At 33.9% G+C, this 21,798-nt stretch carries 22 protein-coding genes and 1 tRNA gene; 4 read left to right on the top strand and 19 right to left on the bottom strand.

Annotated elements, in window-relative coordinates:
* Positions 1-3 precede the first annotated feature (3 nt).
* The 11 genes from AC1RPW_RS05080 to cdaA all read right to left on the bottom strand — a co-directional run bounded on the left by AC1RPW_RS05080 (position 4) and on the right by cdaA (position 9,831).
* Entirely contained in the window at positions 4-348 is a 345-nt protein-coding gene (locus tag AC1RPW_RS05080) for an ArsR/SmtB family transcription factor (RefSeq protein WP_409022250.1), read from the bottom strand.
* Positions 349-526: 178 nt separating this feature from the next.
* The gene (locus AC1RPW_RS05075) at positions 527-1,228 is read right to left on the bottom strand and encodes a ribonuclease H family protein (RefSeq protein WP_481761424.1); all 702 of its coding nucleotides are present in this window, start codon (positions 1,226-1,228) and stop codon (positions 527-529) included.
* Between the two features lie 147 nt (positions 1,229-1,375).
* Complete coding sequence (locus AC1RPW_RS05070; RefSeq protein WP_409022248.1) at positions 1,376-1,528, bottom strand: hypothetical protein; 153 nt, start codon at positions 1,526-1,528, stop codon at positions 1,376-1,378.
* 151 nt (positions 1,529-1,679) lie between these two features.
* Positions 1,680-1,751: transfer RNA gene (locus AC1RPW_RS05065), tRNA-Asn, on the bottom strand.
* Positions 1,752-1,828: 77 nt separating this feature from the next.
* Positions 1,829-2,137, bottom strand: coding sequence for a hypothetical protein (locus AC1RPW_RS05060; RefSeq protein ID WP_409022247.1), 309 nt, complete (start codon positions 2,135-2,137; stop codon positions 1,829-1,831).
* Positions 2,138-2,372: 235 nt separating this feature from the next.
* A complete protein-coding gene (locus AC1RPW_RS05055; RefSeq protein WP_481761425.1) occupies positions 2,373-3,437 on the bottom strand; it encodes an ABC transporter ATP-binding protein in 1,065 nt (354 codons plus the stop codon).
* Positions 3,438-3,587: 150 nt separating this feature from the next.
* On the bottom strand, positions 3,588-4,298 hold the full coding sequence (locus AC1RPW_RS05050) for a glucosamine-6-phosphate deaminase (RefSeq protein ID WP_481761426.1): 711 nt from the start codon (positions 4,296-4,298) through the stop codon (positions 3,588-3,590).
* A gap of 150 nt (positions 4,299-4,448) precedes the next feature.
* Positions 4,449-6,266: a glutamine--fructose-6-phosphate transaminase (isomerizing) gene (gene glmS / locus AC1RPW_RS05045; RefSeq protein WP_481761427.1), complete on the bottom strand. Its 1,818-nt coding sequence runs from the start codon at positions 6,264-6,266 to the stop codon at positions 4,449-4,451.
* A 215-nt stretch (positions 6,267-6,481) separates the two neighbouring features.
* Entirely contained in the window at positions 6,482-7,837 is a 1,356-nt protein-coding gene (gene glmM, locus AC1RPW_RS05040; RefSeq protein WP_409022243.1) for a phosphoglucosamine mutase, read from the bottom strand.
* A 21-nt stretch (positions 7,838-7,858) separates the two neighbouring features.
* A complete protein-coding gene (locus AC1RPW_RS05035) occupies positions 7,859-8,992 on the bottom strand; it encodes a CdaR family protein (RefSeq protein ID WP_481761428.1) in 1,134 nt (377 codons plus the stop codon).
* A complete protein-coding gene (cdaA, locus tag AC1RPW_RS05030) occupies positions 8,989-9,831 on the bottom strand; it encodes a diadenylate cyclase CdaA (RefSeq protein WP_409022241.1) in 843 nt (280 codons plus the stop codon). Before cdaA ends, AC1RPW_RS05035 begins: the two co-directional genes overlap by 4 nt.
* A gap of 156 nt (positions 9,832-9,987) precedes the next feature.
* On the opposite strand from cdaA, the gene AC1RPW_RS05025 reads away from it, so the two are divergent.
* On the top strand, positions 9,988-10,644 hold the full coding sequence (locus AC1RPW_RS05025; RefSeq protein WP_481761429.1) for a DUF1361 domain-containing protein: 657 nt from the start codon (positions 9,988-9,990) through the stop codon (positions 10,642-10,644).
* Positions 10,645-10,682: 38 nt separating this feature from the next.
* Here the strand turns inward: AC1RPW_RS05025 and AC1RPW_RS05020 are convergent, their stop codons facing one another.
* Entirely contained in the window at positions 10,683-12,800 is a 2,118-nt protein-coding gene (locus AC1RPW_RS05020; RefSeq protein ID WP_481761430.1) for a cation:proton antiporter, read from the bottom strand.
* A gap of 20 nt (positions 12,801-12,820) precedes the next feature.
* A complete protein-coding gene (gene murB, locus AC1RPW_RS05015; protein ID WP_481761431.1) occupies positions 12,821-13,720 on the bottom strand; it encodes a UDP-N-acetylmuramate dehydrogenase in 900 nt (299 codons plus the stop codon).
* Positions 13,721-13,909: 189 nt separating this feature from the next.
* Here murB and AC1RPW_RS05010 point away from each other — a divergent pair, with 189 nt between their 5' ends.
* Together AC1RPW_RS05010 and AC1RPW_RS05005 are read left to right on the top strand one after the other, a co-directional pair.
* Entirely contained in the window at positions 13,910-14,443 is a 534-nt protein-coding gene (locus tag AC1RPW_RS05010) for a 3'-5' exonuclease (RefSeq protein ID WP_409022237.1), read from the top strand.
* A gap of 81 nt (positions 14,444-14,524) precedes the next feature.
* Positions 14,525-14,998 (top strand): glutathione peroxidase, encoded by a 474-nt coding sequence (locus tag AC1RPW_RS05005; protein WP_481761432.1) that lies wholly within the window; start codon positions 14,525-14,527, stop codon positions 14,996-14,998.
* Between the two features lie 51 nt (positions 14,999-15,049).
* Here AC1RPW_RS05005 and tsaE read toward each other — a convergent pair whose 3' ends face one another.
* Genes tsaE through AC1RPW_RS04990 form a run of 3 tightly spaced genes read right to left on the bottom strand, consistent with a single transcriptional unit; the run spans position 15,050 to position 17,207 of the window.
* A complete protein-coding gene (gene tsaE, locus AC1RPW_RS05000) occupies positions 15,050-15,505 on the bottom strand; it encodes a tRNA (adenosine(37)-N6)-threonylcarbamoyltransferase complex ATPase subunit type 1 TsaE (RefSeq protein ID WP_481761433.1) in 456 nt (151 codons plus the stop codon).
* 16 nt (positions 15,506-15,521) lie between these two features.
* The gene (gene pta / locus AC1RPW_RS04995; protein WP_481761434.1) at positions 15,522-16,511 is read right to left on the bottom strand and encodes a phosphate acetyltransferase; all 990 of its coding nucleotides are present in this window, start codon (positions 16,509-16,511) and stop codon (positions 15,522-15,524) included.
* Positions 16,512-16,526: 15 nt separating this feature from the next.
* A complete protein-coding gene (locus AC1RPW_RS04990) occupies positions 16,527-17,207 on the bottom strand; it encodes a uracil-DNA glycosylase (RefSeq protein ID WP_481761435.1) in 681 nt (226 codons plus the stop codon).
* A 126-nt stretch (positions 17,208-17,333) separates the two neighbouring features.
* Between AC1RPW_RS04990 and AC1RPW_RS04985 the strand changes: the two genes are divergently transcribed.
* Positions 17,334-18,200, top strand: a complete 867-nt coding sequence (locus AC1RPW_RS04985; RefSeq protein WP_481761436.1) for a Cof-type HAD-IIB family hydrolase — start codon at positions 17,334-17,336, stop codon at positions 18,198-18,200.
* A 215-nt stretch (positions 18,201-18,415) separates the two neighbouring features.
* Here AC1RPW_RS04985 and AC1RPW_RS04980 read toward each other — a convergent pair whose 3' ends face one another.
* The 3 genes from AC1RPW_RS04980 to AC1RPW_RS04970 all read right to left on the bottom strand — a co-directional run bounded on the left by AC1RPW_RS04980 (position 18,416) and on the right by AC1RPW_RS04970 (position 21,732).
* Positions 18,416-19,378: a zinc-binding dehydrogenase gene (locus AC1RPW_RS04980; RefSeq protein WP_481761437.1), complete on the bottom strand. Its 963-nt coding sequence runs from the start codon at positions 19,376-19,378 to the stop codon at positions 18,416-18,418.
* Between the two features lie 180 nt (positions 19,379-19,558).
* Positions 19,559-20,296 carry an amino acid ABC transporter ATP-binding protein gene (locus AC1RPW_RS04975; protein WP_481761438.1) on the bottom strand — a complete coding sequence of 246 codons (738 nt, stop codon included), beginning with the start codon at positions 20,294-20,296 and terminating at the stop codon, positions 19,559-19,561.
* Positions 20,296-21,732, bottom strand: a complete 1,437-nt coding sequence (locus tag AC1RPW_RS04970) for an amino acid ABC transporter substrate-binding protein/permease (RefSeq protein WP_481761439.1) — start codon at positions 21,730-21,732, stop codon at positions 20,296-20,298. The genes AC1RPW_RS04975 and AC1RPW_RS04970 overlap by 1 nt, the downstream gene beginning before the upstream one ends.
* Between the last annotated feature and the right edge of the window lie 66 nt (positions 21,733-21,798).

Genomic DNA, 21,798 nt, shown 5'->3' with positions numbered 1-21,798 from the left:
AATCTATTCCTCCTTCGATTTTTCGCCTTCACGAATCATTTTAATTAAATGTTCCAAACGGTTTAATGTTTTTTCAGGTGTTAAAAAGTAAAAACGTTTTAATCCTGTTTGTTTATAATCAATAAGTCCCACATTTTTTAAAACTTTCAAATGATGTGAAACTGCCGGTTGTGATAACGCCATGCGGTCAACCAGCTCAGAAACCGTTAACTCTTGCCGTGACTTAGAACCTAGCAAAATAATTAATCGTTGTCTTTTTTCATCTGCCAAAGCGTTCAAAATATCTAGATTGGAAATAAATTCCTGTAGCGCTTCGGATTGCCCTGGTTCTAATTCTTCAGCTTCCATTGTCAATCATCCCCCTATATCTATCTTCATGAATATAATAACACCACGTTAGAATTTTAGCAACCGCTTTCAGTAAACGTTTTAATTTACTGCCTAATCTTTTTTATTCATCTTAATTTGAATTCATTTAAATAAAAAAAGTGGCTCTCTACATTAGTAGAAATCCACTTCACCTATCTTACATTTTATCCATTGTTTCATTTAATAATTCATCAACTTTATTATTACCTTCATTATCTGCATGACCCTTTGTCCATTCAAAATCAACATTAGTGAAAGCTGGTATTAATTCAGCAACTTGTTGCCAAAGTTCGACATTAAGTACTGTTTGACCATCCGCTTTTTTCCAATTTCGACGTTGCCAACCTACTAACCAATTTTTTTGAATTGCATTCAAGACATACTTCGAATCTAATATAAATACGACGTGTTCTTCTCGTAATCCTAAATCAATTAATTTTTTCATAGCTTGAAGAAATGCCATAATTTCCATATGATTATTAGTTTTACCTTTTTCACCATCTGTACCAGAAAAGGTCTCACCCGGTGTTTTAATATAAAAAGCCCATGCCGCAGTATCTTCTGCTAGGACGTGACCGCCTAATTTATTACCATGATTTCTCGAACCACCATCAGTCCAGACTTGAATTGAATCTGAAGTTAAAGTTACGGATTGATGAACTGCTGTCGCACTTTTTTTACTACCTGTCGCTGTTGGTCTAGGTGCCCCATCATCCATCCAATTTTGGGCTTCATCTCGCGTTTCAAATCCTTTGTATCGTGCCCCATCGTATCCATTAACCAACTTTGCCACATCAGGCCATTTTGTGAAAATACCCGTTTTACGTCCTTTATATACTGCATAAAAATTCTTAGCCAATTTAAATCACTCCATTAGTCAGTTTATTGATTCTTTTATTGTAAGCTAAAAGGCACTAAAAATATATTTAAATAAAAAATACTCATTCTAAAGTATGCAAAAAAACCACCGTTCTAATCAACGGTGGCCATCATTTATTTAACTAAATTATGCTTTTTTTGCTGCAACTGCTGCGTCGTTAGCTTTGCTTTCTTTTAAGAAAGTAGCAAGTTCTTGTTGTTTACGACGACGGTTCTTTTTGTTTGGAGTATTAACTGGACGACGATCGTTACCGACACCTGTATGGTTGTTTGATGACATTTCGCAATCCCCCTTTCTTACAATCTCTTAATTTTAAACTGTATTCAGAAATAATTCAAGTTAATCATTAATTTCTTATAATGGACTCAAAAAATTAAGTTCATAAATAAAAAAAGATAACCGGCAGTAAGTCGATCATCCTCTATGAATACTGCTCAGGTAGGGATCGAACCTACGACATCTTGATTAACAGTCAAGCGTTCTACCGCTGAACTACTGAGCAATCTTTATAATTCATTTCTGTCTATACTATTTTATACCATAGGTTAACCTATTTTGTAAAGATATTTTTGGTAATATTTACTCAATATGATTGTCTTTTAATATCGCATTCAAATCATTTTGAGCTTCTTCTGTTTTATGCCACTCTTGATATTCAGTAAATGCTTCTAGTGGCATTTCAAAATTTTGATTAATATATTTTTCATAATTAATAACGTGTGATGATCTGGGAATATTTAACTGTAGAATACGGACTTCTTTCAATAAATCTCTTTGAACTGCAAGTTCTGCTCTCCCATTTTGTACCATGTTCGATAATTCAAAATATTTAGAACCATCTTTTCTAGTAATTTCTTCAATTAATGATAAAACTTCATGACTTTTCATATTGAACCCAACTTTCTACATCTATTCTCTTAATTAAGTATAAACACATTTGACAATAAGTACAACAAGCACAAAAAAAGCCACTACATCGCAATAGTGGCTAGCATAAGAGAGAAAGAGAATTGATAAAGGTAATTCATATACCTTACAAACTTAAGATAACATCAAATGTAAGCGTTGTCAATAGTTTGTATTAAAAAAGTGCTGTCGAATGATCTACGCCAACACTTTCCTATTATTTCGTATTATCTGGATGAACAATACTTGTTGGGTTCTCAATAATATGACTTATTGAATGCCCTGATATATTTACTAAACTAAAGAATACCACAGCGACTAAAATCACAGCTGTTAGCACCTTACTTGGTTTAGACATTTTTTCATTTAAAACAGAGCCATAGAAATCCTTTTTTACCTTTTCGGTAATAACTTGCTTTGAAACGCCTAAATTTGCTTCATCAGCACTTTCTTTGTCTACTTGGTTAATAAGATAGTCATCGATACTAAACGCTTTTTGAGCCTCTTTTTGTTTCTTTTGGTACGCTGTTTTTTCTTTTTTTGATAATTTTTTAAACCAATCAATATAAGCTTTATATTTAGTGACAACTTCTTTAGTAGGACCAACTTGTTTTAAATCACCATATTGGATCCATGCGACACGATCGCATAGCATTTCAATTTGTTTTAATGAATGACTAACAAAAATAATTGTTTTTCCTTGTTCTTTAAATTCGTTAATTTTATCAACACATTTTTGATAAAAAGTATCATCGCCAACTGACAATGCCTCATCAATAATCAAAATATCAGGATCAATATGCACGGCAATAGCAAAGCCTAAACGAGATTTCATCCCACTAGAATAGCTTTTAACGGGTTGATAAACAAAATCACCTAAATCAGCAAAATTAATAATTTCATCTAAAATATCATCAATTTGTTGGTTAGTTAGACCCTGCATTAAACCTTTTAATCGAATATTTTCTAATCCGGTTAGTTGGCCTCTCAATCCAGCGCCGATAGCAATAATAGAAGTTTCTCCGCGAACATCTACAATACCGGTTGTTTGTGGAATAATCCCCGAAATAATATTGGATAACGTTGATTTACCTGAGCCGTTAACGCCAATTAAACCAAGTGTTTCTCCACTCATAACATCCATCGAGATTCCTTTAAGAGACCAAAAATGAGGTACCGTCGTACTTTTAAAAGAAAAGAATGATTTGATATGTTCAGATTTTGTTTTAAATAAGTCATATTCTTTTGTGACATTTTTTACTCTAATTTTATAATCGACCATTTTTTCAACTTCCTAAAAACGTATTTTCTTACAATTGTCATCATGTTACTAGACTTACTATCAGCCGTCAAGCAAGCACAAAACACAAATAGAACCAATCCATTTATTTTAACGCTTTAAATGAATTAGTTCTACATATGGATGATAATTTTATTTATTTTTTAATAAACTTGCAGCTGCTTCATCAACAATGACAACTACATCATCATGATTTTGTAAGAAACTTGCAGGTAGGTCTTCTGTTATAGGGCCTTCAATCATTCCCTTAATAGCTTCTGCCTTACTTTCACCAAAAGCTTCAAGTAAAATCTTGTGCGACTTCATGATTGATCCAATACCCATTGAATAAGCATATTCAGGAACATCATTTTCGTTATCAAAGAAACGTGCATTTGATTTGATCGTTGACTCCGTTAAATGAACTTTATGTGTCAAGCTATCTTCAGCTGTTCCAGGTTCATTGAATCCAATATGACCATTTTTACCAATACCCAAAATTTGTAAATCAATTGGATTATCTTCAATAATTTTGTCATAACGTTTTGTTTCTTTTTCTGAATCACTTTCAAGACCATTAGGTAAGTAAGATGTCTTAAATGGTTTTTTACTAAATAAATTTTCATTCATAAAGTAACGGTAACTTTGTGAATCTTTTTCACCTAAACCAACATATTCATCTAAGTTAACTGATGTTGAATCCGTAAAATCTAAGTCACTGGCTGTAATTGCGGCATAGGTTGTTAATGGTGTGCTTCCTGTAGCAAGTCCAAAGACTTTAGCATTTGCTTCTTTAGCAGCTTTAAAAATTTCGTAGCCTTTTTGGCCACCCTCGTTTTGGTCTTTAACAATAATTAATTTCATTTGATTGTCCTCTTTTCAATTATTTATTCCTCTAATTGGTATAGTCCAATAATACAATATCATTTTAAAAAAAGCAATAGGTCTATACCAAATAATAAACAAAAAAATGATACTACCCTTAAACAGGTAATATCATTTCTTCAATCTATCTTATTCGACAGTAACACTCTTAGCTAAATTACGAGGTTTATCAACATCATAGCCACGGTTTAGGCTTGTATAGTAAGCCAATAATTGTGCAGGCACAATACTTACTAACGGTGTTAATAAGTCAGAAACATCTGGTAATACAATTTGATCACCCTCGTTTGCTAATGTCTCTGTTGAGATGATAATTGTATTTGCTCCACGAGCCAAGACTTCTTGAACATTGCCTCGTGTATGACTTGCAGTCGGTTTATCAGTAATAATAGCTACAACTGGTGTGCCTTCTTCAATCAAGGCAATAGTTCCATGTTTTAATTCACCAGATGCAAAACCTTCCGTTTGAACATAAGAGACTTCTTTTAATTTAAGTGCAGCTTCAATTGAAACATCGTAATCAATACCACGACCAATATAGAAAGCGTTACGCGTTTCACTTAAGAATTCTTTCGCTAAGTCATTAATTGAGTCTTTATCATCAACCATAGCTTGCATAGCATTTGCAACCATTGTTAATTCATGATAAACATCAAAATTAAGAGCTTTTGTTTGTTTTGTAACTGTTCCTAACGCTTTTGCTAAAAGTGCTTCAACGGCAATTTGAGCTGTATATGCCTTAGTTGAGGCAACTGCTATTTCAGGACCAGCATGTAATAATAACGTATATGTTGCCTCACGAGAAAGTGTAGAATTTGCTGAATTTGTAATTGTTAAACTTGGGTACATCATTTCGTTAACTTTTACAAGAACCTGACGGCTATCAGCTGTTTCACCACTTTGTGATAAGAAAATAAAGAATGGTTTTTCTGAAAGTAATGGCATATGATAACCAAATTCTGAAGCAACATGTACTTCTGTTGGTACATTAGCTAAACCTTCAAATAATTCTTTTCCAACTAATCCGGCATGGTAACTTGTCCCTGCAGCAACAATATAGATGCGATCAGCAGCTTTCATTGCGTTTAAAATACTATCATCAATTTTAACAGTTTCTTCATTTTCAACATACTCACTCAATAAACGTCGCATAACAGCTGGTTGTTCATCGATTTCTTTTAGCATGTAGAATGGATATGCGCCTTTTTCTGAATCGCTATCATCCATTTCAACATGATATGAATCACGTGATACGGCTTCACCAGCTTTATTTTCAATTTCAATAGAGTCAGGTTTAACAATAACCATTTCACCATCCATGAGTTCAATGAAGTCATGTGTTTCTTTCAACATTGCCATGGCATCACTGCAGACAACATTAAAGCCATCCCCAACACCAATTAATAAAGGACTCTTATTCTTAGCCACAAACAATGTTTCTGGTTCTTCACGATCCATCATCAAGAAAGCATATGAAGAACCTTCAAGTAATGATAAAACTTTTTTGAATGCTTGTTTAGCAGTTAAATTTTCTTTATTTGCAAAATATCCAATTAATTGAACAACAACCTCAGTATCTGTTTCACTAACAAAATTTACGTCTTTTAAATATTGTTCTTTTAACTCAGAAAAATTAGTGATAACGCCATTATGTACAAGGTAAAAGCGGCCATCTTCAGAAACATGAGGATGGGCATTAAATTTACTTGGTACGCCATGTGTTGCCCAACGCGTATGTCCAATTCCAGCAGTTCCATGAACCTTATCATCAATGGCCGACTTCAAATTCGAAATACGTCCAGCCTCTTTAACAAGGTAATCTTCACCCGTTTTGTTATCAACAAAAATACCGGCTGAATCATAACCACGGTATTCTAATTTTTCCAAACCATTAATTAAAATTTCAACAGTATTCGTTTTTCCTGTTACGCCAACAATTCCACACATAGTTTATGTCATCCTTTTTTTAAATGTATTTTTTATTATTATTTTAAAATTGGTATAGATGTTTAAAAAACAAGTAACCCTTATCAATATCTATTAATATACCTTTCTGATATTTTTTTGTCAAGAATTAATATATTGGTCTATATTTTAAATCAACTTTAAAATAAAAAAAGAGTCATTTGAATTTTCATTCAAATGACTCTTTCGCTTAATTTCTAAACGCCCATTTCAGTTTGAACTGTTTGCACAATTCGATCAACATAAGCTTTAACTTCTTTTTCTGTTGGTGCTTCGGCCATAACACGTAATAAATTTTCAGTTCCACTAGGTCTCACAAGAACTCGGCCATCGCCGGCCATTTCTGCTTCAACTTCTGCAATACTATCTTTAATTTTTTGATTATCTAATGCAGCTTGCTTATCTGTCACTCTAACATTCACAAGTTCTTGTGGATAAGTCTGAACAGCTGCAGCTAATTCAGATAACTTCTTGCCTGTTTTCTTCATAACATTTAGCAATTGAATAGCAGTTAGCATCCCATCACCAGTTGTATTGTAATCTAAGAATACAATATGTCCAGATTGTTCGCCACCAATGTTGTAACCGTCAGCACGCATTTTTTCAACAACATAACGATCACCAACTTGTGTTTTAACTGATGTTAAATCAGCTGCTTCAAGTGCTTTGTATAGTCCAATATTACTCATAACAGTTGTCACAACTGTTTCTTTTTTCAAGCGACCACGTTCATTCATGTATAATCCACAAATGTACATAATTTTATCGCCATCAATAATATTACCTAATTCATCAACAGCAATACATCTATCACCATCGCCATCAAAAGCAATCCCGGCTTCAAGCTTATTTTCAACTACAAATTTAGCTAATCCTTCTGGATGTGTTGAACCAACGCCATCATTAATATTTAATCCATCAGGCGAAGTTGCCATTGTTTCAAATTCAGCATTTAAATCAGCAAACAAACGTGAAACAAGTCCACTTGTTGCGCCATTAGCTGAATCAATTCCAACATGAATTCCTTCTAAATCATCAGGAATTGTTTGTTCCAAAAATTGTGTATATTTCAGTACACCTTCTGGATAATCTGCTAATACTCCAAGGCCTTCACCTTCTGGTCTTGGCAAATCATCAGAATCTTTTTCTAATAAAACTTCAATTTCTTCTTCTTGTTCATCAGATAGTTTATAACCATCCGCACCAAAAAATTTAATGCCGTTATCTTGAACGGGATTATGTGAAGCTGAAATCATAATTCCAGCAACTGCATTTTGGGCACGTACAAGGTACGCTACACCAGGTGTTGAAATAACGCCTAATGAGAGTACTTCAATCCCAACTGATAATAACCCTGAAATCAAAGCTTGTTCAAGCATTTGACCAGAGATTCGTGTATCACGCGCAACAAGCACTTGTGGTCTATCGTTATTTTCAAGTTGTGCATGCTCTGATAGAACATACCCACCTAAACGTCCCAATCTAAATGCTAACTCAGGACTTAGTTCTTTATTTGCAATTCCTCTAACACCATCTGTACCAAAATATTTCATTATTTTCTCCTCACTAATTAATTAATTTAATGCGTTCGTTGATTCACTTGAACTACTTGAACTATCAGAACTTGTCGATGAAGACGAAGTAGCACTTTCACTACTTTCTGAACTGGTTTCAGAGCTCGTCGATGTCTGATCAGTTGTTGTTTCACTACTTTCAGTTTTTGATGCTGCGGTTCCACCAGAAGCACTAATTTTTACTTTAACAGATTCTGGATTTGATGAAATTAAATTATTCTTATCCAAATCGATACTAATTGTTTTCGTAACGGAATCACTAATCTTATTAATTGGTACCACAACATCAAGTTTACTTAATTTGCTTAAGGTTGATTCTGTACCCGTTACCGTTACTTGTTTTGTATCACTTGAAAACTTATACGTCTTCCCAGATACGCCAGTTCCACTTGAAACAAAATTCAAAGGTAATTTTTTAGTGGTTTTAGTACTCTCAACCGGTATTGTAACACCGACTGTTGATGGGGTCATGACGACATTTAAAGTTTTACCATTTACATCTAAGGCCTCAAGTAAGACTTCTTGTGAAATTGTTGACTTGATCTGATTGCTGCTGACATTTACTTGTGCAACCACTTCTGAAATAGCATTCACATCGCCTTCCGCACCGGATGCAGAAATCGTATTATTATCTAAAACAGGCGTCCCACTCTTATACCCTTGCGCTAAACGACGTTCATTAAATTTCACCTGAATAGGGAATGTCGTTGTCTTACGTTTTTGTATATTAACAGAAATTGTAGCGGGACTAATTTTATAACTAATTTCTTTGTTTAATCCTTCTGCTTGTAACTTAACAACATGTTTTCCAGGATTTAAACCCTTTAAATCAGCAAACACTCTAAAGTTTTGTGTATTCACAGTTGTTGTAATTAAAGCGCCAGGACCGTCCAATGTTAATTTTACATTTTTAGGATATCCAGTAATAAAGTATTTATCACTATCGGCCGTAATTTGTAGGCCAGCCTCAATCGTTTTTGATTCATTTGCAACTAGACTCGTTGTTTTTGAATCGGAAAAATTATTTGTATTTGCTAACTGATCATAATTAACATAAACAAATAATAAAATTGCTAAAATTAAAGAGGTTCCAATAAAAAATGAGCGACTATTAAAAAATTTATTTAGATTCATTTTTTATCCCCCTTACGCCCGAAATGTTCAAAAAATTCCCAGAAAGGGTTGTTCTTTTTAGGTTCATCATCTTTAATTAATTCAGTATTCAATAATTTAAGGTAATCTTCTTGTGATAAATCACGAATAAGTTCGTTATTTCGCGTAATTGTCACTGAACCTGTTTCTTCTGACACAACAATCGTAATTGCGTCGGTTACTTCACTGATACCTACTGCAGCACGATGCCGAGTTCCTAATTCTTTTGGAATTAAGTTACTTTCAGATAATGGTAAGTAAGCCGCCGCAACAGCTATTTTATTATCTTTAATAATTACCGCGCCATCATGCAATGGTGTATTGGGAATGAAAATATTGATTAATAATGCACCCGTAATTTCAGCATCTAATGCAATTCCGGTTTCAATATAATCTTCCAATCCAGTGTTCATTTGGATAGTAATTAATGCCCCAATTCGACGTTTTGACATATATTGAATAGCTGAGTCTAGTCCAGCAATCATATGTTCTTCGTCTTTGTTTTTCTGTTTACCTCTTGAAAAAAATGATCCACGACCAAGATGTTCCAATCCACGTCTTATTTCCGGTTGGAAAATAACAACCATGGCGATAACACCCCAATTGATAACTTGATCCATAATCCAAGATACAGTTTGTAGCCCAACGACCACACTAATTAGCTTAATCACAACAATAATTATGATTCCTCTAAAAAGTTGAACCGCTTTTGTTCCTCGTAAAAGTACCATGAGTTCATAAACAACAAACCAGACAACGATAATATCTAGTATATTGACCATATGCCCCCACGTTACAAGACCACCCCAGTTAATGGACATCACTCGGCCTCCTCTATTTTATTAACCGTTTTATTATACCACGTTGTTAGATTTGTTTCCTCATCCCGCCATATTTTCTATTATCTACCGGATTATTAATTTGATTTCATCTCATTTTTTGCTACACTGAAGTTACTATAGAAAAGGATGACCATTATGATAAATACAAATGTAAAGCACGGTATCAGATTATTTTTTATATGTTACTTAATTATTATTTACTTATTCGTTTACAACCAACAATCACCTTTTAATTTTTTACTCTTAAATACATTTTTAGGTTATCTGCCAATTGAATTAGCTTTTCACATCAAAGATAAATTATCAAATACTTATTTTTGGCTGTTAACAGCAGCTTGGCTATTCTTTTATCCGAACGCGCCTTACCTATTAACTGATATTTTTCATTTAAGCTTACTGCATCCCTATGACATAATGACAGGATTAATTAAATTAGATATTCATATGTGGCTAAACTATACTTATTTGTTGGTAAGTACCTTATCATGTACGTTACTTGCACTCGTTGGATTTTCTCAAATTGCCGACCAAATTAAAGAACGACTACACTTAACACCTTATTATTTTCGTTATGTCGTTATATTTGGCCTAACTATTTTGTCATCTGTCGGTGTCTATATTGGTCGTTTTTTAAGATTACACACTGTTTACCTACTAACATCACCAAAATTAACATTAAAATTGATTGCCGATATGTGGACAATTAAAATGTTAGCTTTTGTCGTTTTACTAACAATAGTCCAACTAGTTATTATCATTTGCTTAGAAGTCTATAGAAAAACAATAAAATAGGTGTAACTCGCATATAAATTGCGAGTTACACCTATTTTTTAGTCCTCTTCAGAAAGCATAATAACATTTTCAGAATAATTAATATATTCACGTAAACTTGACGCTAATGACCATGTAATATAGCCTCGTTCCATCAATTCCTGCATCGCAGAACGTTCAGCCGCAATAGCCTTTAATCTAAGTTGGTAACTTTGTTCCTCAGATTCGGCTTGATTAATATTTTTGGTCCGTTTTAATGTTTCGATACGATTACGATAATAAACAATCAAATGATACATAGCTTGCTGCTTAAATTGTTGATTGCCATCATCAGATTTTTTAACATACGTTGATAGTGCTTTAATAGCTGCTTTTGCTAAAGCTTTTTCTATATTTCGTCGTTCATAAACCATTTTTAATTCTTTTTCAGAATAGAGTGTCCGTCTCACAACCTTACCTAATTGAACAAAGGCATGATTAATATTTCTAACCGTTACAAATGAGATTTTCCGATTATTAATTTGACCTAATTTCGCTTTTTGTTTCATAATTTTCTTACTAATAATTGAATAGTTTTTATTACTAATAGCCTGCTTTAATCTCATTTTATCTAACGCTTCGAGTTCTCCATCTAAAGCAATTCGCCTAATGTCTGCTTCTTCCTCAACAATTTGGCGTAATCGTTCATCATCCTGATCAGAAAACTCAAGTCGACGAATCATAAATTGATATTCTAAAATTAATTCATAGGCAACTTTTTGATTAGATTCTCGTCGTTCAGATTCCAAGCGACTAATAGCAACTCGCATAATATAAATACGAGCTTGCTTTTCATTGAACTGCGTATCTCCGCTATCACTAGTTATGATAGCATCCTCATCTTCAACTAAAGTAGCATCAGGAACCTCATTACTGGTTTTCATTATTCCTTTTTCTTTAGTTAAAAGAGGTAATATCAAAATTGCGGCTACTAAACTTAAAATAATCACGCCACCAGCAATAAATAACATTAATGAACGCTCTGGAAAAGCAGCACCTGTTTTTATTATCGTTGGGACTGTTAACACACCAGCCATTGTAATTGCACCACGAACACCTGAAAATCCTGATATTAACGCAATACGCCAACTTGGCTTTGCCTTATTTTTTGATTTATTTTTCTTAGAAATTAATAACATATTAATATACGTCCAAACAACACGAATCACGACTAAAAAGAGCCAGACGACAAAAACATCAATAATAGCCGAAAGAGTACTACTATTGTTATCTTCTAATGTCTTTGACATCGCAATTGGTAATTCAATTCCAAGAATAATAAACACAAATCCATTCAGGAGATAAACCACAATTTCCCAGGTTTTTTCAGTTACTAACTTAATTTCAGGTAAGTACGTCGCGAAAGTATTCTTACGCATACTAGAGATAACGCCAGCGACAACTACCGAAATAACACCTGATGCATGCAAAAATTCTTCCGTAAAAAGAAAAATGATGAAAGGTGTTAAAATTTGTAATATCGTATTAAAAACAACATCATTAATCCCTTGCCTCATTAAAAAATCTCGTATTGTTGAAATCAGCAACATTAACACTGCTCCCGAGATAAAACCAACAATCGCAATATACGTAAAATCACCAAGCGCCTGTCCAAATGAAAAATAGCCAGTAACCGCAGCAGCAATCGCGTATTTAAAGGCAATTAATCCACTTGCGTCATTAATTAAACTTTCACCACTAACCAAATTTAAAATATTACTTGGTAATTTTGCTTTTTCAGCAATCGATTGCACAGCAACTGGATCCGTTGGTGACAAAATAGCTGCCAGTGCGAATCCAACTGCTAATGGCATTTTTGGAATCAAAAGATGAATGAAAAATCCAACTACCACAGTTGTTAAGAAAACCAATAATATGGCATTCGCAAAAATGGAACCTCTTAATTTCCACAATTCACGTTTTGGAAATTTTCGACCATCATTAAATAATAGTGGCGCAATAAAGAGTAATAAGAACCAATCTGTTTCTAACTCAATTGAGACTTTAAAAATTAAGGCAACGACAAAGCCTAATGCTATCTGGATCAATCCAACGGGTATTGAAACCAGATAATGACTGATAACATTTGATAGTAAAACAAGTGCAGCTAAAACAATAACCGATTCAAGTAGCGGCATTTACCATCTTCCTTTCTACTTTAGTCTTCTCCGATAATTCTAACTTCCGTTTCTAATCTAACCTTAAATTTTTCCCACACAACGTTTTGAACATGCTTAATAACATCCATATAATCTGTTGCAGTAGCGCCGTCTACATTAACAATAAACCCGGCATGTTTCTTTGATACTTGTGCGCCACCAATTTGGTAGCCTTGTAACCCAGCTTCGTGAACTAGTACACCAGTATAGTGTCCATCAGGTCGCTTAAAAACACTTCCACATGATGGGTACTCTAAAGGTTGTTTAGATGCACGTAAAAAGTTAAACTCATCCATTTTTTCACGGATATCATATTTATTACCTTCTTTTAATACAAAGGTTGCTTCTAATATGATGTCATTATCATCTTGAATTTGACTATGACGATAGTCAAAGTTCATTTCTTCGTTAACTAGTGTTTTCACATAACCAGTACGTGTAATAACACTAACTTCACTCAATACCTGGCTGATATCACCATCATATGCACCAGCATTCATAAATACGGCACCACCAACACTCCCAGGAATCCCAGCAGCAAATTCAAAATTAGTCAAGCCAGCTTGGTAAGCTTCTTCTGTTGTCTCAATAAGTGAGGCACCAGCTTGCGCTATAATTTTCGTCCCAGATACAGCAATTTTATCCATATCCGTTAAAATGATTACAAGTCCACGAATACCGCCATCTTTCACAACTAGATTACTCGAATTTCCTAAAACAGTTAAAGGAATACCATTTTCATTGGCTGTATTCACCAAAATTTTAACATCTGACACTGCATCAGGAAAAGCTAAAAGATCAGCCATCCCTCCCGTTTCAGTATTTGTATATTTAGCAAGTGGTTCATTTTTTAAAATTTTAATAGATGGAAATAGTTCTACAAAAGTGTCAATTATCATTATTTATTCGATTCCTTTCAACATTTAGCAATTCCTTCTAGTTTAACACGTTCAATGTTTATTTTTCTATTTTAACGCACAAACAAGCGACTTTTAATTGTATAACCTAACTGTTATACTTTATTAACATTATTAGACCGAGTATTTTAATAACCTTATCAGTCATATCGAATTAAAAAGGAGTTAATTATGAATTTTGTTACAATGGATTTTGAAACTGCTAATAATCAGCGTCATAGCGCCTGTTCAATTGCTTTAACAGTTGTTCGAAATAATCAAATCGTTGATGAATTTTATTCACTTATTAAACCGGAAACACCTTTTAATTGGCGTAATGTTCAAATTCATGGTATTCACGAAGAAGACGTTGAATTTGCACCAAAGTTTCCAGAACTATGGTCACATATTTCGCCACTTTTCCAGAACAATAGTTTAATCGTGGCACATAATGCCCCCTTTGATAACAGTATTTTGCATAATACATTGGGTTATTATGGATTAGAGACACCCCAATTTTTATTGTTAGATACGGTTAGAACAAGTCGTAAATTATTCCCAGAATTTCCAAATCATAAATTAAATACGGTTTGTGATGAATTGGGAATCACGTTAACAAATCATCACAATGCCTTAGATGATTCCGTTGCTTGTGCCAATATCTTACTCTATCAAGAACACGAATTTGGACAAGAAATTTTAAAACCATTTGTGAAGCCAGCATAATCAAATTTAAGCACATTAATAGGGCTACTGTTTAAACTGTTATATGATGACCGTAATCAAACCAAATTGGGGGAAATTACAATGTCAATTTATGATTATCAGGTTACACTAGAAAATGGTGAAACTTATTCATTAGAAAAGTACAAGGATCACCCTTTATTAATTGTTAATACAGCCACTAAATGTGGTTTTGCGCCACAATTTAAACAATTAGAAGAATTATATGAGGATTATCAAGACCAAGGATTAGTGGTACTTGGGTTTCCATCGAATCAATTCCATCAAGAAGTCGATAATGATGCGCAAGCAGCAGCTACCTGTCGTATGACATATGGCGTTAGTTTTCCAATGCATACCATTCAAAATGTAAATGGAGAAGATGCGTTACCACTATTTAAATACCTGACTGATGAAACGCAAGGCGTGTTGGGTAGCTCAATTAAATGGAACTTCACTAAATTTTTAGTTAATCGTGATGGACAAGTTGTTAAACGTTATGCACCTAAGACTAATCCTTTAAAGATGAAACCAGAAATCGAAAAATTGGTTAAATAAAAACAAGTTAGCTGATACCCCCATTTAGAGGCTATCAGCTAACTTGTTTTTTTAGTTGAAATGGGCCAACATATTATCATATTGTAATCCATTACTTTCTAATTCGATAGTACGTAAATTATCATCATGATCATCTTTCAATAATGTAATTTTTAACCAATCATTTGGTAATTCATCCTGAATAAATTCAGACCATTCAACAACACTCACACCATCAGAATTAAAATATTCATCTAACCCTAAATCTGCGCCGCCCATCCCTTCAAGTCGGTAAACATCCATATGAAATAACGGCAAACGGCCCTCACGATATTCTCTCACAATTGGAAATGTTGGACTTTTAACGTTCCGCTTGATCCCTAACCCAACGGCTAAGCCTTTAGCAAAAGTTGTCTTTCCTGCGCCTAAATCACCATCCAATAACAAAATCATATTAGGTTCAACAAGCTGTCCAATTTTTTCGGCAATTTCTTGTGTTTCTTCTACAGAACTGACTTCAATATTCATTAATTATTTCACCATTTCATTCTAAACTTTGCGCAGCTGTAATAATACCAACCTTGTAAATTTCTTCTACGTTAGCACCACGAGATAAATCTGAAACCGGTTGGTTTAATCCTTGTAGGATAGGTCCGATAGCTTCAAATCCACCTAAACGTTGTGCAATTTTGTAGCCAATATTTCCAGATTGTAATTCAGGGAAAATGAAAACATTTGCTTGTCCTGCAACCTTTGATCCAGGTGCTTTTTGTTCACCAACACTCGGTACAAAAGCAGCATCAAATTGTAATTCGCCGTCAATCGCTTCATTTGGTGCTAGTTTTTGTGCAATTTCAGTTGCTTCTGCTACCTTTGATACCTCTGGTGCTTTAGCTGAACCTTTAGTTGAAAAACTAAGCATTGCTACTTTGGGATCAATATCAAAGAGACGAGCCGTCTGAATGCTTGCAATTGCCATTTCTGCTAATTCTTGAGCAGTTGGATTAATACTGATCGCAGCATCAGAAAATAAATACTTTTCTGTATCATTATTTCTGGTCATAATAAAGGCACCACTTGTCCGACTCACGCCTGGTTTCGTTTTAATAATTTGTAATGCAGGTCGAACGGTATCTCCAGTAGCGTGAACAGCTCCAGAAACCATCCCTTCAGCTAATCCCATGTAAACGAGCATTGTACCGAAATAATTAACATCGCGTAACATTTCTTCAGCTTGTTCAGGTGTATTTTTACCCTTACGTCGTTCAACAAAGGCCGTTTTCATCTCATTAAAATCTGTTTCAGAATATTGTTTAGGATCAAGTAATTCTACACCGATACCATCAAGAGTTAAATCGAGCTTTGTGGCTAACTCTTTCATTTTTGCAACATCCCCCAATAAAATAGGTTCTGCCAAATTATCTTCTGCTAATTTAACGGCTGCTCTTAGAATACGTTCTTCTTCCCCTTCAGGAAAAACTATTTTAATTTTTTTACTTTCAATTTTGCTTTTCAAACTTTCAAATAATGACATATCATTTCCTCCTAATTAAGTGTTACTGGGTAATTGCCAGTTAATCGGTGGCAATCCCTGACTTATTAAATTTTGATTTATTTGTGAAAATGGTTTCGATCCAAAAAAACCGCGGTAAGCAGATAACGGACTTGGATGAGGTGATGTTATCACAATATTGTGATCTGTATCAATTAATTTAATCTTATCTTGGGCTGTCTTCCCCCATAAAACAAAAATAATTGTCTGTGAAGATTCGGATAATCGTTCAATCACACCATCTGTTAATAATTCCCATCCATGATTACGATGAGAATTAGCGGCGCCATCTCTTACAGTTAAGACTGAATTTAACATCAAAACACCTTGCTCCGCCCAACTCTTCAAATAGCCATGATTAGCTGGTGGAATTCCTAAATCTGTTTCCAATTCTTTATACATATTCCGTAAAGAAGGTGGAATTTTTTCTCCTGGTAAAACAGAAAAACTCAACCCATGAGCTTGATGCTTTTCATGATAAGGATCCTGTCCCAATAAACAAACTCTAACGTCAGAAAATGGGGTCAGTTCAAAGCTTTCAAAAATGCGATTTTTTTCCGGATAAATCGTCTCATTTTGATATTCATTATCAATAAACGTTTCTAAATCAGCATATTTAGATTTTGCAAGCTCTTCGGTCAAAATGGGTTGCCAATCATTATCGACATTAATATTCATTGTCTAACACCTCACAGATTAAGTTTACCATATTAGTGAATACAAAAATAAATGATTTGATTAAAATATCGAGCGGTTTCATGTTAAAATGAAACCAGTAAATAAGATTAGAGGAGTGTTGAATTTATGATAAAAATTATTGCATCAGATATGGATGGTACTTTACTAAATGATCAAATGGTGATTTCAGAAAAAAACGCCGATGCGATTAAACAAGCACAAGCATTAGGAGTCCACTTTATCGTTTCTACTGGCCGTGGCTATACTGAAGTTAAACCTTTAATTACAGCAGCCGGGTTCAATAGTCCAATGATTACATTTAACGGCGCAGAAGTTTTAGATGGAAATGGTAAAACACTTAGTACAACACCTATTTCAAAAAAAGTCGTTCAAACTTTAGTTCAAACATTCAAAAAAGAAAATTTTTACTTTGAAATGACAACCTCAAACGGTGTTTATTCTGATAATCGTGCAAACCGTATTCAAAATGTAGCGCGTCTAATCTCTGATACAAATCCAGATACACCATTTAAAATGGCTGTTTCATTAGCTGCAGCTCGTCTTGAATTAATGAATATCAATTACGTTGATGATTACCAAACAGTCATCGATGATTCAAAAATTGATATTTTTAAATTAATTGTTTTCAGTATGGATGGTCAAGAAGAATTACTCCCTTTAAAAGCAAAAATTGAAGAAGAAGACTCACTTGTTGTTACCTCTTCTGCACCTACTAACCTTGAAATTAACAACGTAAATGCCCAAAAAGGGATTGCACTCCAAGCTTTCGCTAAAGAACTTAATATCCCAATGTCAGATGTCATGGCAATTGGAGATAACTTAAATGATGTTTCTATGTTAAAAGTTGCAGGCGTCAGTTACGCCATGGAAAATGGCCACGACGAGGTAAAACGTATTGCCAATCATTCAGCAAAAACAAATTCTGAAGATGGTGTTGGCTTAGCTATTCTTGAACAGTTAGCTGAAAAATAAATCGATTGAGACTAAAAAGTGTAATTAATTAGAAAAAATAAGTCTATAAAAACTGTTGTTGATAGTAGTTTAAAAACTATTACCAATAACAGTTTTTTTACAACGAAAAAAACAAAAGCCATAAGACTTTTGTTACGTAATCAATCAGCCCTGTTACTCTCCAACTATCAATTATGAAACCCATAATACGTCGCTAACCAATTTGGTACTTATCTTTATTCAGTTGTTAGTAACACGATTACTTTCCCAAAACTATCCTGATTTTGTAAGTAAGCATGCGCTAAAGGAACTTCACTTAGTTTGAAGTTTTTTTCTGGTTTCACATCAACATCATATTTTGAAATGTAGTCCAACAGATCATTCAATTTATCCTGACTGACATTGTCAGAGTAAAAACTAGTGAGGTAACTATTTTTCTCGATATCTATAATCGGATCAAATTCTTCTAAAAACCATTTACCTCCTAATTGTCCCGTACTACATAAAATGCCTCCTTCGTTTAAATGTTGAAAACTATCTTTTATAGTGGCAGGGCCAATTAATTCTAAAATTTTGTCATACTTCTTTTCAGTCTCTAATACACCAGTCTTATCTATTATTACATCATTAAAACCAGCGGACAATAATTGCTCATTTTTTGCTTGGCTCCGACTAGTACCATCAATTACAATATCAGGATATCTGGCCTTCAACAATTTAAGAAATGAAATACCTACTCCACTTGTGGCGCCTCTAACTAAAATTTTATCTTTTTTTGTAATTTTTAAGTTTTTCATTGAACCAAATGCTGTATAGTACGTTTCAGGAATAGTCGCAAGTTCTTTCCAAGATATATTTGTTGTTATTGGATATATTTGGTTATTTGGTAATGCTACATATTCAGCATAGCTGCCATCAAATGCGCGTCCCATTTCTCCCATAATGGAAATAACTTTTTTCCCTATAGGTAATCTTTCAGGATCGCTCGTTTCTTCAACAACACCCACACATTCAATGCCTAAAACCCTAGGAAACAAAACAGTTGGCGATTTTCCCTCTCTCGTAAAAATCTCCGATCTATTGATACCAAACCCTTTTATTTTAATTAAGGACCAGTTAGCTTTTATTTTAGGTAAATTTACCTCTTGGTAAATAAGCTTATCTGTTCCTCCTGCTTCATTAACAACAATTGCTTTCATAATTTTACTTTTCTCCTTTGCTAAAAAGCTTTTTTCAATTCAAATCATCGTAAACATCCTAATTTTTAGTAACTATACATAAAAAATCCTAACCACCACGCGAAGTGATTAGGACCTTTTACAATGCTTGCCCCACCAAAAATTAATGAAAGGCCGAAAGATTTAATTAGTTTGCACTTTTTATGCATTTAAAACTTTGTTTAAGAAATCTTTTGTTCTATCATTTTGCGGATTACTAAATATTTCATCTGGTGTACTACTTTCTAAAATGTAACCATCAGCCATAAAGACCACACGATCAGCCACTTCTTTAGCAAAACCCATTTCATGTGTGACAACAACCATTGTCATACCATCCCTCGCAAGTTGTTTCATAACATCTAAAACATCCCCAACCATTTCTGGATCAAGTGCAGACGTTGGTTCATCAAATAACATAATATCTGGTTTCATTGCAAGTGCGCGTGCGATTGCGACACGTTGTTTTTGACCACCAGATAACGAAGCAGGTGCAGCATCTGCTTTATCACTCAAACCAACTTGGGATAAAAGACGTTTTGCTTCCTTAGTTGCTTCTTCTTTTGTTTCTTTTTTTAATTCAACAGGCGCTAAAATAATATTTTCAAGAACGGTTAAATGTGGAAACAAATTAAAATGTTGAAATACCATGCCAATATTTTGACGAACAACATTTAAATCAGTTTTTGGATCACTTATATCATGCCCCTCAATAATAATTGAACCGGAAGTTAAATCTTCTAATTTATTTAAACAACGTAAAAAGGTACTTTTCCCAGAACCGGAAGGTCCAATCATGCAGACAACTTCTTTTTCTGCAACTGAAATATCTAACCCCTTCAAAACTTCATTTGAACCATAGTTTTTTTTCAAATTTTTAACTTGAATTTTAGCTGCCATTATTTAATCTTCCTTTCGACTAAATTAGATAACCACGTTAATAACGTTATGATAACGAGATAAATCACCGCGATAATCAACCACATCTTGAATCCTTCAAGGTTTCTTGCGATTATAATCTTACCTGTTTGCGTTAATTCTAAAATACCGATAACAGATAAAATTGACGTATCTTTCAACGTAATAATAAATTGATTAATAAATGATGGAATCATAATCTTAATTCCTTGTGGCATAATGACTTTCATCATTGCTTTTCCATAAGGTAATCCTAGACTACGAGCAGCTTCCATTTGGCCATTATCAACAGCCTTAATCCCACCTTTAACAAAGGCCGCTGTATACGCACCTTCATTTAACGTTAAGGTTATAATACCTGCCACAAATGCTGGAATCTTGCTCCCGGTTAAATTAGGAATACCAATGTAGATAAAGAAGGCCAATACAATTAGCGGTAGGCCACGGAAAATGTAAATTAATGTACTTGAAAGCCCATTAAGCCATTTATTTGGCGCAACACCCATCATACCTAAAATAATCCCTAAAACTGTTGCACAAACAATAGCCACAATTGTTAATAACATTGTTTGTTTAAATCCTTCTAATAATGAGCCACTATTTGTTTTCAATAAACCTAAAATTGTTCGAGAATTTTTAGAGTTAGCATTTTTTGCGTTCGTTCCAGTGTACTTATCAACAATCTTTTTATATTCACCGTTAGCTTTAAGTTTCTTTAGCCCGGCATTAAATTTTGTTATTAATTCTTTATTTTGCCCTTTTTTAACGGCGAATCCATATTCACCTTTTTCATATGTTTTACCAACTACTTTCATTTCAATACCATTCTTAACACCATATGCTAAAACTGGTTTATCATCAAAAGTCGCATCGGAATTTCCTGTCACAACATCGTCATACATGTTACTTGAATCATCAAAAGTTGTTGTTGTAATATTATATTGTTTTTTAATTGAGTTTACGAATTCTCCGGCAGCTGTACCAACTTTAATCGCTACCTTTTTCCCTCTTAAATCATCCAAAGATTTAATTGAACTGTTTTTACCAACAGCCATAGCTACCCCAGCTTCATAATAACTATCTGAGAAATCAAATTTAACACGACGTTCTGGAGTTATCATCATACCAGCCATAACCCCATCAATTTGGTTAGCATCTAATGCTTGAACCGCTGCATTAAACCCTAAGGCTTTAATATCAACTTTAAATCCTTCCTCTTTAGCAATGGCTCGCATTATATCCATATCAATACCAACATATGATTTACCATCTTCTGCTTGATATTCAAATGGTGCATAAGTTACATCAGTCCCGATTGTATACGTCTTTTCTGCTGCATTTACTTGATTACTATGTAAAAATAATAAAAATACACATGCGACCATGATTGACATGATCATTGACTGCCATTTTTTCATAATATCCTCCCCAAAACATTTTGATGTAACATAATATAACATATCTACACTTAGCAAGCAATTTAG

This window comes from Dellaglioa sp. CoH-55-MRSF-8 (assembly GCF_056782195.1).
The sequence above is the reverse complement of the archived record's forward strand: the minus strand, read 5'-3'. Positions and strand labels throughout refer to the sequence as shown.

Excerpts from the sequence above, each read along its gene's own strand:
- AC1RPW_RS05080 (WP_409022250.1), bottom strand. The coding sequence starts at position 348 with ATGGAAGCTGAAGAATTAGAACCAGGGCAATCCGAAGCGCTACAGGAA.
- AC1RPW_RS05070 (WP_409022248.1), bottom strand. The coding sequence starts at position 1,528 with ATGTCATCAAACAACCATACAGGTGTCGGTAACGATCGTCGTCCAGTT.
- AC1RPW_RS05060 (WP_409022247.1), bottom strand. The coding sequence starts at position 2,137 with ATGAAAAGTCATGAAGTTTTATCATTAATTGAAGAAATTACTAGAAAA.
- AC1RPW_RS05055 (WP_481761425.1), bottom strand. The coding sequence starts at position 3,437 with ATGGTCGATTATAAAATTAGAGTAAAAAATGTCACAAAAGAATATGAC.
- AC1RPW_RS05050 (WP_481761426.1), bottom strand. The coding sequence starts at position 4,298 with ATGAAATTAATTATTGTTAAAGACCAAAACGAGGGTGGCCAAAAAGGC.
- glmS (WP_481761427.1), bottom strand. The coding sequence starts at position 6,266 with ATGTGTGGAATTGTTGGCGTAACAGGAAAAACGAATACTGTTGAAATT.
- glmM (WP_409022243.1), bottom strand. The coding sequence starts at position 7,837 with ATGAAATATTTTGGTACAGATGGTGTTAGAGGAATTGCAAATAAAGAA.
- AC1RPW_RS05035 (WP_481761428.1), bottom strand. The coding sequence starts at position 8,992 with ATGAATCTAAATAAATTTTTTAATAGTCGCTCATTTTTTATTGGAACC.
- cdaA (WP_409022241.1), bottom strand. The coding sequence starts at position 9,831 with ATGTCCATTAACTGGGGTGGTCTTGTAACGTGGGGGCATATGGTCAAT.
- AC1RPW_RS05025 (WP_481761429.1), top strand. The coding sequence starts at position 9,988 with ATGATAAATACAAATGTAAAGCACGGTATCAGATTATTTTTTATATGT.
- AC1RPW_RS05020 (WP_481761430.1), bottom strand. The coding sequence starts at position 12,800 with ATGCCGCTACTTGAATCGGTTATTGTTTTAGCTGCACTTGTTTTACTA.
- murB (WP_481761431.1), bottom strand. The coding sequence starts at position 13,720 with ATGATAATTGACACTTTTGTAGAACTATTTCCATCTATTAAAATTTTA.
- AC1RPW_RS05010 (WP_409022237.1), top strand. The coding sequence starts at position 13,910 with ATGAATTTTGTTACAATGGATTTTGAAACTGCTAATAATCAGCGTCAT.
- AC1RPW_RS05005 (WP_481761432.1), top strand. The coding sequence starts at position 14,525 with ATGTCAATTTATGATTATCAGGTTACACTAGAAAATGGTGAAACTTAT.
- tsaE (WP_481761433.1), bottom strand. The coding sequence starts at position 15,505 with ATGAATATTGAAGTCAGTTCTGTAGAAGAAACACAAGAAATTGCCGAA.
- pta (WP_481761434.1), bottom strand. The coding sequence starts at position 16,511 with ATGTCATTATTTGAAAGTTTGAAAAGCAAAATTGAAAGTAAAAAAATT.
- AC1RPW_RS04990 (WP_481761435.1), bottom strand. The coding sequence starts at position 17,207 with ATGAATATTAATGTCGATAATGATTGGCAACCCATTTTGACCGAAGAG.
- AC1RPW_RS04985 (WP_481761436.1), top strand. The coding sequence starts at position 17,334 with ATGATAAAAATTATTGCATCAGATATGGATGGTACTTTACTAAATGAT.
- AC1RPW_RS04980 (WP_481761437.1), bottom strand. The coding sequence starts at position 19,378 with ATGAAAGCAATTGTTGTTAATGAAGCAGGAGGAACAGATAAGCTTATT.
- AC1RPW_RS04975 (WP_481761438.1), bottom strand. The coding sequence starts at position 20,296 with ATGGCAGCTAAAATTCAAGTTAAAAATTTGAAAAAAAACTATGGTTCA.
- AC1RPW_RS04970 (WP_481761439.1), bottom strand. The coding sequence starts at position 21,732 with ATGAAAAAATGGCAGTCAATGATCATGTCAATCATGGTCGCATGTGTA.